Origin of the sequence: Actinacidiphila sp. DG2A-62 (genome assembly GCF_035825295.1) — a bacterium.
Lineage (GTDB): Bacteria > Actinomycetota > Actinomycetes > Streptomycetales > Streptomycetaceae > Actinacidiphila.
The window spans coordinates 267,085-282,230 of sequence record NZ_JAYMGI010000002.1; the positions used below are offsets into that span (position 1 = coordinate 267,085).

At 76.0% G+C, this 15,146-nt stretch carries 14 protein-coding genes; 7 read left to right on the forward strand and 7 right to left on the reverse strand.

Going from position 1 to position 15,146, the window contains the following annotated elements; translation table 11 throughout:
- Positions 1-172 precede the first annotated feature (172 nt).
- On the forward strand, positions 173-931 hold the full coding sequence (locus VSR01_RS01675) for a DeoR/GlpR family DNA-binding transcription regulator (RefSeq protein ID WP_326447508.1): 759 nt from the start codon (positions 173-175) through the stop codon (positions 929-931).
- A 68-nt stretch (positions 932-999) separates the two neighbouring features.
- Here the strand turns inward: VSR01_RS01675 and VSR01_RS01680 are convergent, their stop codons facing one another.
- Positions 1,000-2,079 carry an NAD(P)-dependent alcohol dehydrogenase gene (locus VSR01_RS01680; RefSeq protein ID WP_326447509.1) on the reverse strand — a complete coding sequence of 360 codons (1,080 nt, stop codon included), beginning with the start codon at positions 2,077-2,079 and terminating at the stop codon, positions 1,000-1,002.
- 95 nt (positions 2,080-2,174) lie between these two features.
- Between VSR01_RS01680 and VSR01_RS01685 the strand changes: the two genes are divergently transcribed.
- On the forward strand, positions 2,175-2,753 hold the full coding sequence (locus VSR01_RS01685; RefSeq protein ID WP_326447510.1) for a TetR/AcrR family transcriptional regulator: 579 nt from the start codon (positions 2,175-2,177) through the stop codon (positions 2,751-2,753).
- Here the strand turns inward: VSR01_RS01685 and VSR01_RS01690 are convergent.
- On the reverse strand, positions 2,750-5,194 hold the full coding sequence (locus tag VSR01_RS01690; RefSeq protein ID WP_326447511.1) for a glycoside hydrolase family 65 protein: 2,445 nt from the start codon (positions 5,192-5,194) through the stop codon (positions 2,750-2,752). The genes VSR01_RS01685 and VSR01_RS01690 overlap by 4 nt on opposite strands.
- A 319-nt stretch (positions 5,195-5,513) precedes the next feature.
- Here VSR01_RS01690 and VSR01_RS01695 point away from each other — a divergent pair, with 319 nt between their 5' ends.
- The 3 genes from VSR01_RS01695 (at position 5,514) to VSR01_RS01705 (ending at position 9,901) form a co-directional block, all read left to right on the forward strand.
- Complete coding sequence (locus VSR01_RS01695; protein WP_326447512.1) at positions 5,514-6,389, forward strand: universal stress protein; 876 nt, start codon at positions 5,514-5,516, stop codon at positions 6,387-6,389.
- A gap of 101 nt (positions 6,390-6,490) precedes the next feature.
- Positions 6,491-8,962, forward strand: coding sequence for a phosphoketolase family protein (locus VSR01_RS01700; RefSeq protein WP_326447513.1), 2,472 nt, complete (start codon positions 6,491-6,493; stop codon positions 8,960-8,962).
- Between the two features lie 189 nt (positions 8,963-9,151).
- The gene (locus VSR01_RS01705) at positions 9,152-9,901 is read left to right on the forward strand and encodes an alpha/beta hydrolase (protein ID WP_326447514.1); all 750 of its coding nucleotides are present in this window, start codon (positions 9,152-9,154) and stop codon (positions 9,899-9,901) included.
- Positions 9,902-9,939: 38 nt separating this feature from the next.
- On the opposite strand, the gene VSR01_RS01710 is transcribed toward VSR01_RS01705, so the two are convergent.
- From VSR01_RS01710 to VSR01_RS01725, 4 genes are all read right to left on the reverse strand, one after another.
- Complete coding sequence (locus VSR01_RS01710; protein WP_326447515.1) at positions 9,940-10,344, reverse strand: ArsR/SmtB family transcription factor; 405 nt, start codon at positions 10,342-10,344, stop codon at positions 9,940-9,942.
- The gene (locus tag VSR01_RS01715; protein WP_326447516.1) at positions 10,341-10,640 is read right to left on the reverse strand and encodes a hypothetical protein; all 300 of its coding nucleotides are present in this window, start codon (positions 10,638-10,640) and stop codon (positions 10,341-10,343) included. The genes VSR01_RS01710 and VSR01_RS01715 overlap by 4 nt, the downstream gene beginning before the upstream one ends.
- Before the next feature lie 147 nt (positions 10,641-10,787).
- Positions 10,788-11,084: a DUF6191 domain-containing protein gene (locus VSR01_RS01720; protein ID WP_326447517.1), complete on the reverse strand. Its 297-nt coding sequence runs from the start codon at positions 11,082-11,084 to the stop codon at positions 10,788-10,790.
- A gap of 198 nt (positions 11,085-11,282) precedes the next feature.
- Positions 11,283-12,218: an ABC transporter substrate-binding protein gene (locus VSR01_RS01725; protein WP_326447518.1), complete on the reverse strand. Its 936-nt coding sequence runs from the start codon at positions 12,216-12,218 to the stop codon at positions 11,283-11,285.
- A 303-nt stretch (positions 12,219-12,521) separates the two neighbouring features.
- On the opposite strand from VSR01_RS01725, the gene VSR01_RS01730 reads away from it, so the two are divergent.
- Positions 12,522-13,694 carry a lactate 2-monooxygenase gene (locus VSR01_RS01730; RefSeq protein ID WP_326447519.1) on the forward strand — a complete coding sequence of 391 codons (1,173 nt, stop codon included), beginning with the start codon at positions 12,522-12,524 and terminating at the stop codon, positions 13,692-13,694.
- Between the two features lie 21 nt (positions 13,695-13,715).
- On the opposite strand, the gene VSR01_RS01735 is transcribed toward VSR01_RS01730, so the two are convergent.
- Positions 13,716-14,687: a LysR family transcriptional regulator gene (locus VSR01_RS01735; RefSeq protein ID WP_326447520.1), complete on the reverse strand. Its 972-nt coding sequence runs from the start codon at positions 14,685-14,687 to the stop codon at positions 13,716-13,718.
- A 70-nt stretch (positions 14,688-14,757) separates the two neighbouring features.
- Between VSR01_RS01735 and VSR01_RS01740 the strand changes: the two genes are divergently transcribed.
- Complete coding sequence (locus tag VSR01_RS01740; protein ID WP_326447521.1) at positions 14,758-15,075, forward strand: hypothetical protein; 318 nt, start codon at positions 14,758-14,760, stop codon at positions 15,073-15,075.
- The last annotated feature ends 71 nt before the right edge of the window (positions 15,076-15,146 follow it).

The window sequence follows — 15,146 nt, forward strand, 5'->3', positions numbered from 1 at the left end:
GCCGGCCACCGGCTAGGCGTACCTCTGACGCCGGTGCTCACCTCCGGCGTTGCAGGGAGTTAAGCGCTCAGATTTCGTCATGTCAACCGATCGAACCTGCGCATTCGGTGCGCGAGACTGATTCCTCACCGGGGCTCGGCGTGCGGCTGTGCGCGGGCTTATGCTCACCAGCATGCTGAGAAGTGAGCGACACGCGCGCATACTTGAGCACGTCTCCGCGCGTGGCAGCGCCGATGTCCGCGAACTGACCGGCCTGCTGGACGTGTCGGGCGCGACGATCCGGCGCGATCTGCAGCATCTGAGCGGCCAGAACCTGCTGCGCCGCACCCGCGGCGGCGCCGAGGTCGGGGCGGTCGGGCTGGAGGTGCCGCTGCAGCACCGGGCCGAGCGGCTGCGGCCGGAGAAGCAGGCGATCGCGCGCGCGGCGGCGGCGCTGGTGCCGGACGGCGCGGTGGTGGGCATGAACGGCGGCAGCACGGTCACCGAGATCGCCCGCATCCTGGCCGCCCGCGGCCCGTTCACGGTGGTCACCAACGCGGTGAACATCGCGGCGGAGTTGATCCTGCACCGCAACATCACGCTGGTCGTCGTGGGCGGCAACGCGCGTACCGCGAGTTACGAGCTGGTGGGGCCGATCGCCGAGCGGACGCTGGCGGGGGTGCACACCGACATCGCCTTCCTCGGCGTGGACGGGATCAGCGCGGCCCACGGCTGCACCACGCACGACCAGTTGGAGGCGGCGACCGACCACGCCTTCGCCGACGCCAGCGACCGCACGGTGGTGGTCGCCGACCACACCAAGGTCGGCCGGGCGACCTTCGCCAAGATCTGCCCGCTGGCGGAGATCGCCCACATGGTGACCGACCACGAGGCCGACCGCGCCGAGCTGGTCCGCATCCGGCAGGCGGGCACGCACGTCACGGTCGGCTGAGCGGCTCCGCCCCGGGCCCGCGAGGTCCGGGGGCCCGAGGCGGGCCGGGGCCCGAGGGGCCGGGAGGGTCAGGACGTGGGCGCGCCCGCGCCGACCGGGTCGGGGTCGCGGTCCAGGTCGGCCATGTCGAGCACGAAGCGGTAGCGGACGTCGCCGCGGCCGAGCCGGTCGAGCGCCTCGGCCACGCGTGCGGAGGGCAGCACCTCGACGTCCGCGGTGATGCCGTGGCCGGCGCAGAAGTCGAGCAGCTCCGCGGTGCGCCGCCGGCCGCCGGTGCCCGAGGAGGACAGGTTCTTGCGGCCCATGGTCAGGTCCATCACCCGCACGGTGGTCGGCACCGGATAGCCGAGCACCGACAAGGTCCCCTCGATCGCGGTCATCCCCAGCAGCGGTGACAGGTCGTGCGCGGCGGGCACGGTGTCCAGGATCAGGTCGAAGGCGCCGCGGGCCCGCTGGGTCTGCTTCTCGTCGGTGGTCACCAGTACGTCGGCGGCGCCGAGCGCGCGGGCGTCGTCGGCCTTGTCCGCGCTGCGGCTGAGCACCGTGACCTCGGCGCCGAGCGCGAGGGCCAGCTTCACCCCGAGGTGCCCGAGGCCGCCGAGGCCGGCGACGGCGACCCGGCTGCCCGGCCCGACGCCGCAGGTGCGCAGCGGCTCCCACATGGTGATGCCGGCGCACATCAGCGGCGCGGCGGCGGCCGGGTCCAGGGCGTCCGGCAGCCGGTAGGCGAATGCCTCGCGCAGCACGTACTCCCGGCTGTAGCCGCCGTCGGTCCTGCTGCCGTCGACGCGGTCGGTGCCGCCGTAGGTGGTCACCGCGCCCTCGTGGCAGAAGTTCTCCTGGCCGGCGCGGCAGGCGGGGCAGGCGCCGCAGGAGTCGATCACCGTGCCGACCGCGACCCGGTCGCCGGGGGCGAAGCCGGTCACCGCGGGACCGGCGGCGGTCACCGTGCCGGTGAACTCGTGGCCGGGCACCACCGGGCCCTCGCCCAGCATGCCCTTGATCCGGTGCAGGTCGCTGTGGCAGACGCCGCAGTAGTCGACGCGCACCGCGAGGTCGTCCTCGCGCAGGTCCCTGCGCTCGATCGCGGTCCGCCGCAGCGTCGTGGAGCCGTCGCCGGCGCTCTGCCAGCCGTGGGTCGTACGCATGTCGATCCTCCCAGACAGACTTTTCGGTCTGTTTGAGCCTAGCCCGCTCCCCCGGGCAAAAACAAACCAACTATTCTGTCTGCTATGGTCGGCACATGCCTGATCTGCCGACCACCGCGCGAGGCGCCGCGACCAGTCGGCGCATCCTCGACGCGGCCACCGAGGAGTTCGCCCGGCGCGGCATCGCCGGCGCCCGGATCGAGCGCATCCTGGCCGCGGCGCACACCAACAAGGCCCAGCTCTACGGCTACTTCGGCAACAAGGACGGGCTGTTCGACGCCGTGGTCGCGGACTGCGTGGGCCGCACCACCGACGCGGTGCCCTTCGACGCGGCGGATTTGCCCGGCTGGGCGGTGTCGATCTACGACGAGCACCTGCGGCACCCCACCCTGACCCGGCTCATCGCCTGGATCCGGCTGGAGCGGCGGCCGACCGGCCTGTGGTTCGACGCGGTGCGGCACGAGCACAAGCTCACCGAGATCGCGCAGGCCCAGGAGGCGGGCCTGCTGCGCCCCGGCAGCCCCTTCGAGCTGCTGACGCTGATCGTCTCGATGGCGAGCGCGTGGTCGCCGGCCAGCGGCGTCTACACCGCCTCGGCCGACGAGCCCGCGGCCGAGCACGACCGCCGCCGCGAGCTGCTGCGCGAGTCCGTCGCCCGGGTGGTCGCGCCCTAGGAGGCGTCCGGGCGGTCCCGGTCCGGCGGCGGGCCCGGGCGGTCCCGGTCCGGCGGCGGGCCCGGGCGGTCCCGGTCCGGGGGCGGGCCCGGGTGGTCCGGGGGCGGGCCCGGGTGGTCCGGGGGCGGCAGCGGCAGGCCGCGGCGGACCAGGTCCAGGGTGCCGCCCATGACGCCGAGGTGGATGCCCTCGCCGGTGGTGCCGCCCTGCAGGTCGGCCACGTCGCCGAGCAGCGCCTCACGCAGGTAGGTCCACGCCTCCGCCCGGCGCGAGCGCGCCAGCACCCACCCGTGCACCAGACCGCTGAGCGTGGAGCCGTGGCTGGTGCGGGCCAGGTAGTGGTCGACGGTCGCGGTCCACACCGCCTCGTCCAGCCGCTCGCCGAGCCGGTCGAACAGCCCCCGCAGCTCGGCGGGTTCGAAGAGGTACCCCAGCATCAGCACGTCGGCCTGCTTGGACACCTGGTAGCGGTTCACGTCGTCGCCCTCGGCCTCCAGGACGCGGTCCATCCGGCGGATGTCGCCGTAGCGCCGGCGGTACGCCGCCCAGTCCAGTTCGGCCAGCTCGCCGTATCCGTCGAACTGGCTGATCACGCCCGCGTGCCGCGGCACCCGCAGCCGCCTGGACACCTCGTCCCACCGGGCGAGTTCGGCGCGGTCCAGGGCGAGCCGGCCGAGCAGTTCGGCGCGCCGCGCGGCGGGCAGCGCCTCGACCAGCTCCAGCGCCCGGGCCAGCACCCAGGCCGCGGTGACGTTGGTGTACGCGTTGTCGTCCAGGCCCGGCCGGGCGGCGCCCGGGTATCTCTCGTGGTACTCGTCGGGGCCGACGACGCCGGTGATCCGGTACCGCCCGTGGGCGGGGTCCCACGCGGCCCGGTGCGCCCAGAACCGGGCGATCCGCAGGATGGTGTCGGCGCCCTCGCCGTACAGGAACGCGGTGTCGCCCGAGGTCGCCGCGTACCGCCACATGTTGTACGCCACCGCGGACCCGACGTGGTGCTGCAGCCGGGAGTAGTCGGGCAGCCAGCGCCCCGAGCGCGGGTTGAGGTGCAGGGCCTGGGTCTCCTCGCGGCCGTCGCTGCCGCTCTGCCACGGGTACATCGCGCCGCGCCCGCCGGCCTCCTCGGCCGCGCGGCAGGCCGCGCCGAGCCGGCGGTGCCGGTACCGCAGCAGGCCGCGGGAGACCTCCGGCAGGTGCGCGTCGAGGTACGGCAGCACGAACAGCTCGTCCCAGAACACGTGCCCGCGGTACGCCTCGCCGTGCAGCCCCCGCGCGGGCACCCCGACGTCCAGGTCGGCGGTGTGCGGCGACAGCGTCTGGAGCACGTGGAACAGGTGCAGCCGCAGCACCCGCCCGGCCTCCCCCGGCGCCCGCAGCGGCGCGCGCCGCCACAGCTCCCGCCACGCGGCGGCGTGCGAGGCGAGCAGGGCCTCGACGTCCGGCGCCCGCGCCACCCCTTCCCGCGCCGCGGCCAGGGGGTCGCCCCCGCCGGGGTCGCGGGAGGTGTGCAGCGTGACGGTCTTCTCCACGGTCACGGGACGCCCGGCGGCCACCGGCAGCGTCAGGCGCCGGTACGCCGCCCGGTCCTCCAGTACGGTCCGCGCGGAGTGCGGCGGGGCGGGCGAGCCGGCGCGCGGACCGGCGTCCGGGGGATCCGTGCCGGTGGGATCGGCGTTCAGGGGATCGGCGTCGGGCGGACCGGCGTCCGCGGGATCGGTGCCGGGCGGACCGGCCGGTCCCGCGGCCCGCGCCGCGCCCGCGACCCGCGTGCGGGCGGCCTGCGCGATCCGGATGCCGGAGGCCGAGGTGCGGCAGTCCAGCCATACGGTGTCGCCGTCCGCGCCGGTGCGGTGGCCGGTCAGATGGCGGCCGGCCAGGTCGCGGTAGCGGGCGACGCCGGCGTTGGCGACGTCGCCGTCCAGGCCCGACTCGACCTCCAGGTCGCCGCTCCAGCCCTCGGCGGTGATCCGCACCCGCTGGGCGGCCAGGTGCGGGTCACCCATGTGCACCAGCCTGGTCTCCTCCACCGCCACCTCGCGCCCGGCCGCGTCGCGCAGCCGGCAGCGCCGGGTCAGGGTGCCGCGGCGCAGGTCGAGGATCTGCTCGTGGGCGAGCACGGCGCAGGTGTCGGGACCGAACCAGTCGCCGCCGGCCGCCCGGACGCGCAGCGGGAGCCAGTTCGGCAGGTTGACGATGTCCTCGTTCTCGACCTCCCGGCCGGCCACCCGCGAGGTCAGCCGGTTGTAGCAGCCCGCGACGTATGTTCCCGGGTAGTGCGTGTCGTCGGCGACCGCCTGGGACCAGGCGCCGCGGGTGGCGGTGTAGCCGTTGCCCAGCGTGCACAGCGCCTCGCGCAGCCGCTCCTCCCCCGGCGCGTACCCGTCGTACCGCCAGGTCCAGTCCCCGGCGGCCGTCGCCGCCGCCGTCGTGTGCGGTGCCATCCGCGGTCCCTTCGTCGGCGCCGCCGCCGTGGGGGTCGCGCTCCCCCGACCAGCGTCGCCCAGCGCGGCGCGGCCCGCCACGCGACCGGCGGCCGGGCGTCCCGGTCGGCCGCCGGTACGGTCGGCCGCCGGTACGGATTGCCGCCGCGACCAGAGCCGCCCGGGTGCTCCGGCCGTGCGCCGCGGCCGGTATGCGCGGAGGCTGGAAGCAGCGGCGGCCGGAGGCGGCAGCGGCTGGGAGCAGCGGTTCGAAGCGGCGACGGCCGGAAGCGGCGGCGGGCGCCCGCGTCGAGGCGTCCGGGAAGGCGGTGCGGCAGCGATGGACAAGCCACTGGTCGTCGGCGTCGACGGGTCGGACGACAGTCTGCGGGCCGTCGACTGGGCCGTGCACGAGGCGGTCCGCCGGGCCGTGGGTCTGCACGTCGTCTACGCGTCGCTGTGGGAGCAGTACGAGCGGGCCGCGCCGGGATTCGGGGCCGAGCCGCCGCCGGAGGAGGCCGCGGCCGAGCACATCGTCGCCGCGGCGGCCGAGCGGGCGGCCAGGATCGCGCCGGACGTGGCGGTGACCACCCGCGTCGTCGGCCGTGAGCCCATCGCCGCGCTGCTCGGCGAGGGCGCCGCGGCGGCCGTGATCGTGCTGGGCGGGCGCGGCCGGGGCGGGCTGCGCACGATGCTGCTCGGGTCGACGAGCCTCGGCGTGGCCGCGCGGGCGCCCTGTCCGGTGGTCGTGGTGCGCGGCGTGCCGCAGGAGCCGGCCGCGGCGTTCTCCCGGATCGCGCTGGGCGTCGGCGATCCGGGCCGGTGTTCGGCGGCGGTGGGGTTCGCGTTCGCCGAGGCGCGACTGCGGGACGCGGAGCTGGTGGCCGTGCACGCCTGGCGGCGTCCGCCGCATGGGCTGCCCGGGACCGGGCACGCGAGCGGCCAGGAGGCCGCCGCGGAGCACCACGGGGCCGAACGCGTCCTGGACGCGGCGCTCCTCGCCCCGGCCGGGGCGCACCCGGACGTGGCGGTGCTGCGGCGGACGCCCGAGGGGCGGGCCCGCGACTTCCTGCTGGACGCCTCGCGGACCGCCGACCTGGTGGTCGTCGGGGCCCGGCACCGCCCGGTGGCGGTCGGGCTGCAGCTCGGCCCGGTCAGCCACGCTCTGCTGCACCACGCGTCGTGCCCGGTGGCGGTGGTCCCGCAACCGGGCTGAAGGACCCCCGCCCGGCGCCCGAACGCCCCGGTCCGCGCAACGGCCGCGGACGCGAGGGCGGCCGGCAGGACGACCGCCGATTCCCCTTCTGGAGGCACCGAATGTCCCCCACTCCCGCGCCGGCCTGGCTCGCGGACGGCTCGGCCACGGACGGCCTGTCCCCGTCCGGACGACACCCCGAGGCCGGTCCGTCCGGCCCCGGCCTGTCCGAGGACGAACTGCGCGAGCTGGACGCGCACTGGCGGGCGGCGAACTACCTCTCGGTGGGCCAGATCTACCTGCTGGCCAACCCGCTGCTGCGCGAGCCGCTGCGCGCCGACCACGTCAAGCCGCGGCTGCTCGGGCACTGGGGCACCTCGCCCGGCCTGAACCTGGTCCACACCCATCTGAACCGGGTGATCAGGGCCCGCGGCCTGGACGCGATCTGCGTGTGGGGCCCGGGCCACGGCGGGCCCGCCGTGGTGGCGAACTCCTGGCTGGACGGCACGTACACGCAGACGTACCCGGACGTCACCCGGGACGCCGCCGGGATGGCCGCGCTGTTCCGGCAGTTCTCCTTCCCCGGCGGGGTGCCCTCCCACGTGGCGCCCGAGACGCCCGGCTCGATCCACGAGGGCGGCGAGCTGGGCTACTCGCTCGCGCACGCGTACGGCGCCGCCTTCGACAACCCCGACCTGCTCACGGTCTGCGTCATCGGCGACGGCGAGGCGGAGACCGGGCCACTGGCGACGTCCTGGCACTCCAACAAGTTCCTCGACCCGGTGCACGACGGCGCCGTGCTGCCGGTGCTCCACCTGAACGGCTACAAGATCGCCAACCCCGCGGTGCTGGCCCGGCTGCCGCGCGGCGAACTGGACGAGCTGCTGCGCGGGTACGGCCATGAGCCGCTGCACGTCGAGGGCGACGACCCCGCGCTGGTGCACCGGGCGATGGCGGCGGCGATGGACACCGCGCTGGACCGGATCGCCGCGATCCAGCGGGCCGCGCGCGAACGGGACGCGAACGGCGCGGGCGACGCGCCCGACCGGCCGCGCTGGCCGGTGATCGTGCTGCGCACGCCGAAGGGCTGGACCGGCCCCGCCGAGGTCGACGGACTGCCGGTGGAGAACACCTGGCGCGCCCACCAGGTGCCGCTGTCCGAGGTCCGCACCAACCCCGAACACCTGCGGCAGCTGGAGGAGTGGCTGCGGTCGTACCGGCCGGAGGAGCTGTTCGACGCCGACGGCCGCCCGCGCGGGCAGGTGCTGGCCCGCGTCCCCTCCGGCGAGCGGCGCCTGGGCGCGAACCCGCACGCGAACGGCGGACTGCTGCTGCGCAGACTGCCCCAGCCGGACCTGGCGGAGTTCGCCGTCCCCGTGGAGCGGCCGGGAGCGGAGGAGCACGAGCCGACCCGGGTGCTGGGCCGCTATCTGGAACGCGTCATGGCCGAAACCGCCGACCGCAGGGACTTCCGCCTCGTCGGCCCGGACGAGACGGCCTCCAACCGGCTGGACGCGGTCTTCGCCGCGGGCGGCAAGGCGTGGCAGGCCGAGACGCTGCCGGTGGACGAGCATCTGGACCGGCACGGCCGGGTGATGGAGATCCTGTCGGAGCACACCTGCCAGGGCTGGCTGGAGGGCTATCTGCTCACCGGCAGGCACGGGATGTTCTCCTGCTACGAGGCGTTCGTGCACATCGTCGACTCGATGGCCAACCAGCACATCAAGTGGCTGCGCACCACCCGCCGGCTGCCGTGGCGGCGGCCGATCGCCTCGCTCAACTACCTGCTGACGTCGCACGTCTGGCGCCAGGACCACAACGGCTTCTCGCACCAGGACCCCGGCTTCATCGACCACATCCTCAACAAGTCGCCCGAGGCGGTGCGGGTCTACCTGCCGCCGGACACCAACACCCTGCTGTCGGTGGCCGAGCACGCGCTCGCCTCCCGCGACTACGTCAACGTGATCGTCGCGGGCAAGCAACCCGGCCCGGACTGGCTGCCGTTGGAGGAGGCGCGGGCGCACTGCGCGCGCGGCGCCGGGATGTGGGAGTTCGCCGGCACCGACGACGGCAGCCGTGAGCCGGACGTGGTGCTGGCCTGTGCGGGCGACGTGCCGACGCTGGAGACGCTCGCCGCCGCGCAGTTGCTGCGGCGCGAACTGCCGTCGCTGGCGGTGCGCGTGGTCAACGTCGTCGACCTGGCCCGGCTGCTGCCCCACGACGAGCATCCGCACGGCATGAAGGACGCGGAGTTCGACGCCCTGTTCACGCCCGACAAACCGGTGATCTTCGCCTACCACGGCTACCCGTGGCTGATCCACCGGCTGGCCTACCGCCGCACCGGGCACCGCAACCTGCATGTGCGCGGCTACAAGGAGATCGGCACCACCACCACGCCGTTCGACATGGTGGTGAGCAACGACCTCGACCGCTACCGGCTGGTGATGGACGTGATCGACCGCACACCCGGCCTCGCGGTCAGCGCGGCGGCGCTGCGCCAGCGGATGGACGAGGTGCGGCTGCGGCACCACGCCTGGGTCCGCGAGCACGGCGTCGACCTGCCCGAGGTGACCGGCTGGGCCTGGGAGGGCTGAGCGCCGCCCGGCCGGCGGTCGCGCGGTCGGGTCCGGCCCGGGTCTCCCCGGCGGGGCGCGGGCCGGTCGGGCCGGTGTCGCCTAGGGTGCAGTGTGGACGAGACGCATGACGTGGCGGGGCCGGACGCGGGTCGGACGGGTGGCACGTCCCGGACGGGCCGGGCCGGGCCGACGGGTCGCACCGGTCGGGTGAGCCCTGCCGGAGGCGACCGGCTGGAGGTGCGGCGGCTGCCGCGGCGGTCGCGCGGCGCGGTGCTGTTCCTGCACGGCGGCTACGACAGCGACCTGCGCCCGCCCAGCGCGCTGCTGAACGCGCCCGCCCTGCGGATGGCCCCGTTCGTGCGGGCGCTCCTGCGCTCCACGCGCGGCGACGGCGGGTCGGTGGCCGTCGCGCGGGTCCGCTACCGCCACCGGGGGTGGAACGGCGCGCGGGCCGACGCCGCCGCGGACGCGCTCGACGGCCTCGCGGCGCTCCGCGCGCTCACCGGGGACGCGCCCACCGTCCTGGTCGGGCACTCCATGGGCGGCCGTGCGGCGCTGCGCGCGGCGGGGCGGCCTGGCGTGGCGGGCGTGGTCGCGCTGGCGCCCTGGTGTCCCCCCGAGGAGCCGCCCGTGCCGGTCGCCGGCGCGCGGCTGGTTTTCGCGCACGCCGCGGCCGACCGGGTCACCTCGCCGGCCGGCTCCCGGCAGGCGGCCGTCCGCGCTCGTGCGGCCGGGGCGCGGGTCGCCCGCTACGAACTGCCGGGCGGCGACCACGCGATGCTCCGGCAGGCGCGCGTCTGGCACACCCTCACGCTGCGGGCGACGCGCGCCCTGCTCGGCCTCGACCCGCTCCCCCACGACCTGGCCGCGGCCTTCGCCGAACCGCCGGGCTCCGGCGCGGGCCTCGACCTGCCGCCGCACGCCGCCACCGGGGCGGAGCCGCTGACGGGGCCCTGACAGGGCCGCCGCCCGCGCGGGGCCCGCGGCCCCGGCGGTCAGGAGCCGGTGACCTGCACGGTGGTCAGCGCTCGCGCGGCGCCCGGCGCGGGCCGCGCGGGCCGTCCGCCGGCGCGCAGTTCGGCGAGGAGCTCGTCCCGCCCGGCGAGCATCTCGGTCAGGATGCGGCGCGCCGCGCCCAGCAGATCGGCGACGTCGCCGCCGGCCAGCGCGTAGACGACGGTGGACGCCTCGCGGCTGGCGGTGACGATGCCGGAGCGGCGCAGCACCGCGAGTTGGTGGGAGAGGCTGGACGGCTCGATCTCGATCTCGGCGAGCAGGTCGCGCACCGGCATCGGCCCGTCCTGGAGGAGTTCGAGGACCCGGATGCGCACGGGGTGCCCGAGCATCCGGAAGAACTCCGCCTTGGCCTGATACAGCGGGACGGACGATCCCGGCTTCACGCGCCCTCCTCTTCCCGCGCCGGCGCCGCTTCCCCGACCGGGCGCTCCACCAACTGCTGGCCGTCCCGGGGGTCCTCGGCGTGCGGGGCGCCCACGGGCAGGTCGTCGTGCACCGGGTCCAGCGCCACGTCGTTCTCGCGCGCCAGCCGCAGCGCGTCCTCCAACTCGTCCACGGCCACGGCCATCGCGTACGGGTCGGAGGCCGCTCTCGCCTCGGCGACGGCCGCCCGCGCGTCGCGCACCCGCTGCCGCATCACCTCGGCGAACCCGCCCATGACGACCTCCGCACCGATCACCACGCACCTGGGAAATTGAAGAACTCTTCAATGCTAGGCCATGGCTCCGGCCTCGCGCACGGACGGGACGCCGGAGAACTCGGCCGGGGCGTGCCGGGGCGTACGAGGGCGGGCCGGCGTCCGGGAGTCAGCCGGCGCGTCCGGGAGTCAGCCGGCGTCCGGCTCCGCACCCGCGTCCGGCTCCGAGCCCGTTTCCGACTCCGAGCCCCTTTCCTGCTCCGAGCCCGTTTCCGGCTCGCCGTCCGCCTCCGCGGACGCCCCGCCCGGGGCGTTCTCCTCGGAGCGGCGCGGCGCGCGGACGGTGACCGTCCCGGAGGCGAGGTCTATGGGGCCGCGCGCGGGGTCGCTGCTGCCCTCGTCCTCGCGGGTCAGCTCCAGCCGGTTGCGCTCGTCCTCGGTGTGCTTGCGGCCGGGCGCGAACAGCTCGTCGAAGAGGTTGAACATCGGGGCCTCCGGGGTCGCGCGTGGCTGACGTTCACCGGACCGGTGCCGGACCGATCCCTCCAGGCTACGCCCGTGATCGCCCCAACCACCCGGCCGTCGCGACCCGTCAGGGAACCGTCACACTTCGCACATGGTCACCGGCGCGGCACGAAGCGTCACGAACTCCGGGGCGGTCGCGGCCGGTCGCGCCCTGACTTCTCAGGGCCGGCGCAGCGCCGCCGCGACATCACGCAGGAAGGCGGCGCACACGGCGGGCGCGGGCGGGAGTTCGGGATTCCAGGGCAGGACGGCCGCGCTCGCGGTGAGCCGCCGCCAGGCCGGCAGGTCGGCCAGCTCCGCCGGCTGCGTGGCGTGGCCGCGCACATCGCTCAGCACCAGCTCGATGTCGTCACCGAGCGCGAGCGCTCCGTCCCACGGCGTGGTCAGCCAGTTGGCGCTCGCCGACGGCCCGGGCCGCAGCAGGTCGAGGCCGAGGCCGGCGAGATGGCTCAGCTCGGGCCAGGCGTCGGGGCGGGCGACGTGCACCTGGTCGGGCCCGGCCGGGGAGAGCACGAGGACACGCGGCGCCCGTGCCGCCGATGCGGCGAGGTTCCGCAACTCCTGCCGCGCGGCGGCCCATTCGCCGTCCGGGTCCGTCGCGGTCCCCGCGGCGGCGGTCCCGGGCGCCGCGCCGCGCACCGCGTGCGTGCCGTCCGCGCCGAGCGCCGCCGCCAACGCGCCGAACCGGCCCACGACGTGCTCCAGGGTGACGCCGCCCGACACCGAGAGGGCCGCCACGGGGACGCCCGCCGCCGCGGCGAGCCCCTCGTCGACCGCGTACGGCGCCGTGCCGTCGTAGGTCACGTCCACCAGCAGATCGGGGTCCGCCGCGCGCAGCGCCCGCTCGTCCAGGGCCGCCCCGGGGCCGAGGTAGCCGACCGCGGCGAAGTCCAGCGCGCCGGACGTGGCCGGCTCGGGGGCCGCCGCGCTGTCGTGTCCCGAGCCGTAGACGGCGACCGGCCGGACGCCGTACGCGTCCAGCGCGGCCCCGGCGCGCGTGTACGCGACGATCCGCGGCGGCCGGCCGCCGCCGCGCGCGGTGACGCCCCGGTCGTCGGTGAACTCCCATGCGTGGTCGAGCTGTTCTGCGGTCACGCAGCGCGCCCCCTCGTGGCTGTGCCTCCTCTGCGGCCCGCGCGCCGCGCCGGGCGGCGGGCCATGGCCACGGTCCAGCCTCTGCCCGCCCCCGGCCCGCCACAAGACCGCCTCGGCACGTCCCCGGTCGCGCGCCGCGCCGCGAGCGTTCGCCGATCTCCTTGCGTGCCGCGGCGTACCCGTCGGTACGACCTCTCGACGTGATCGCCCGCGGCGGCGAGAGTGGTCCCCGTCTGCGCCCGTTCCCCGGCCCACGAGGCCGACCCGACACCGACCCGACACCGACGCACAGGAGGCAGCCGCGTGGCCCACTTCTCCGACTTCCAGAACGACATCTACCTGCGGGGCCGCCTGTCGGACGAGGTGCCGGCGCTGACGACGGACCTGCTCGCGCTGGAGGCGGCCGCCCGGCAGACCCTCGGCAGGGGGCCGTTCACCTATGTCGCGGGGGCCGCGGGCGGCGGGGCCACCGCGCGTGCCAACCGGGAGGCGCTGGAACGGCGCAGGATCGTGCCCCGGATGCTGCGCGACGTCGGCGAACGCGACCTGTCGGTCACCCTGTTCGGCGCCACGCTGCCCGCGCCGGTGCTGCTGGCGCCGGTCGGCGTGCAGTCGATCGTGCACCCGGACGGCGAGCTGGCGACGGCCCGCGCCGCGTCGGGGCTCGGGCTGCCGATGGTCGTGAGCACCGTGTCCTCGTACCCGCTGGAGGAGGTCGCCGCGGCCGGCGGCGACGGGCCCCGGTGGTTCCAGCTCTACTGCCCCAAGGACCGGGACGTGGCCGCGGCCCTGCTGGGGCGGGCCCGGAAGGCGGGGTACTCGGCGCTGGTGGTCACCTTGGACACCTTCATGATGGGCTGGCGGCCCGGCGACCTGGACCGCGCCTACCTGCCGTTCCTGCGGCTGGAGGGCCTGGCCGACTATCTGACCGAGCCGGCGTTCCTCGCCGGGATCGCGCCGGAGCAGCGCGCGGACGACTTCGCGCGGGTCGCGCACTGGGCGGGCATGTTCGGCGATCCGACGCTCACCTGGGACGACCTGGCCTTCGTACGGGAGCACTGGGACGGCCCGGTGGTGCTGAAAGGCATCCAGCACCCCGACGACGCGCGGCGGGCGCGCGACGCGGGCATGGACGGCGTGGTGGTCTCCAACCACGGGGGCCGCCAGGTCGACGGCGCGACCGCGTCGCTGGACGCGCTGCCCGGCGTGGTCGAAGCGGTCGGCGCGGACCTCACGGTGCTGTTCGACAGCGGCGTGCGCACCGGCGCGGACGTCGTCAAGGCACTGGCCCTGGGCGCGCGGGCGGTGCTGCTGGGACGCCCGTACATGTACGGGCTGGGGCTCGGCGGCCAGGCGGGCGTCGAGCACGTGCTGAAGTGCCTGCTCGCCGAGTTCGACCTGACGGTCGCGCTGAGCGGCGGGCGCACCCTGGCCGATCTGACGCCCGCGCTGCTGGCTCCGCACGTCCGGGACTGAGCCCGCCGCCCCCGGCCGGCCTCATCCGTCCCGGTCCGCGTCGCCGCCGGGCCGGCGCGGGCTCGCGGCCACCGCCGCCGTAACGAACGAGGCGACCAGCGGCCGGTGGTCGTGCCGGGACCAGGCGACGACCACCCGACTGGGCGGGGCGTCCGCCACCGGCGGGTACACCAGGTCGGGGTGGTACGGCTGCACCACCGAGCGCGGCAGGACCGCCACCGCCCGGCCGAGCAGGATCAGGTGGTTCAGCTGCGCCACGTCGTCGATCTCCGGTCCGCTCGCCCGGTCGGAGACCGCCGGCTCGCCGGGGACGGCCGAGGCGCGCCCGGAGCCCGCGGACCCCGCCCGGCCGGCGCCCGCCGGGCCCGCGGCCCCGCCCGTACCGTCTGCGGACATCCCCTTCCAGCGCGGCAGCCGCTCCCCGGCCAGGTCGGCGAGCGTCAACTCGGCGCGCCCGGCCAGCCGGTGGCCGCGCGGCAGGACCGCGACGCGCTCCTCGACCAGCAGCGTCCGGTGCTCCAGACCGGTCAGGTCGTCGAACGGCGCATAGAGCAGCGCCACGTCCGCCCTGCCGTCGCGCACATGGTCGGCGCGGTCGGTGGCACCGCCGAACAGCACCTCGACGCGCCGTGCGTCGGGCTGGTGGGCGTACGCGGCGAGGATGCCCGACAGCAGGTTGGCGTCGCCGCCCGGCTTGATCACCAGCCGCAGCTGCGCCTGCGGATCGCCGGCCCGGCGGGCGCTGCTGGCCGCCGCGCCCACCGCGTCGAGCGCCAGCCGGCCGTGGTGCAGCAGCGCCTCGCCCGCCGGGGTCAGCGCGACGTGGCGGCTGGAGCGGATCAGCAGCTCGACGCCGAGCCGCGACTCGACGCGCCGGACCGCCTTCGACAGCGCGGGCTGCGCGATGGACAGGCGTACCGCGGCGCGGCCGAAGTGCAGCTCCTCGGCGACGGCGACGAAGTACTCCAGCTCCCGTGTCTCCAGTTCGGCCATGCCTGGAGGTTATCGCTCATGAACCAGTGGATCTTGGACTTCGGCCGCCGCCGGAGGTTCGATGGGCCTCATGATTCACCACACGATGATCGTCTCGTTCGACGAACCGATCCCCGACGCCGAGCTGGATCAATACCTCGGCGACATCGAAAAGGTCATGCGCGCCACCGGTGCGCTCACCTCGTTCAGCGCCCAGCGCCACATCCGCGTCCCGGCGGACGACCACAGCCCGGTCTTCGCGGCCACCGCGATCGTGCAGATCGGCGTCACCGACCTCGACGCCCTCAACGCGTCCTTCGCGGCGCCGGGCATCGAGGAGGTGATCGAACGCTGGCAGGCCCGGCGCCCGTACAAGGTGGTGTGGGCCAACCACGCGCCGCTGTCCTGACTCCGGGCGCCGACCCGGCCGCGCGGCGGCCGGCCCGGGCTGGGCCTGCTGCCGCGGCGGCACGCGGCTCA

What these genes read in the sequence shown, in the direction of transcription:
- VSR01_RS01675 (WP_326447508.1), top strand. Translation starts at nt 173, where the DNA reads ATGCTGAGAAGTGAGCGACACGCGCGCATACTTGAGCACGTCTCCGCG.
- VSR01_RS01680 (WP_326447509.1), bottom strand. Translation starts at nt 2,079, where the DNA reads ATGCGTACGACCCACGGCTGGCAGAGCGCCGGCGACGGCTCCACGACG.
- VSR01_RS01685 (WP_326447510.1), top strand. Translation starts at nt 2,175, where the DNA reads ATGCCTGATCTGCCGACCACCGCGCGAGGCGCCGCGACCAGTCGGCGC.
- VSR01_RS01690 (WP_326447511.1), bottom strand. Translation starts at nt 5,194, where the DNA reads ATGGCACCGCACACGACGGCGGCGGCGACGGCCGCCGGGGACTGGACC.
- VSR01_RS01695 (WP_326447512.1), top strand. Translation starts at nt 5,514, where the DNA reads ATGGACAAGCCACTGGTCGTCGGCGTCGACGGGTCGGACGACAGTCTG.
- VSR01_RS01700 (WP_326447513.1), top strand. Translation starts at nt 6,491, where the DNA reads ATGTCCCCCACTCCCGCGCCGGCCTGGCTCGCGGACGGCTCGGCCACG.
- VSR01_RS01720 (WP_326447517.1), bottom strand. Translation starts at nt 11,084, where the DNA reads ATGTTCAACCTCTTCGACGAGCTGTTCGCGCCCGGCCGCAAGCACACC.
- VSR01_RS01735 (WP_326447520.1), bottom strand. Translation starts at nt 14,687, where the DNA reads ATGGCCGAACTGGAGACACGGGAGCTGGAGTACTTCGTCGCCGTCGCC.
- VSR01_RS01740 (WP_326447521.1), top strand. Translation starts at nt 14,758, where the DNA reads ATGATTCACCACACGATGATCGTCTCGTTCGACGAACCGATCCCCGAC.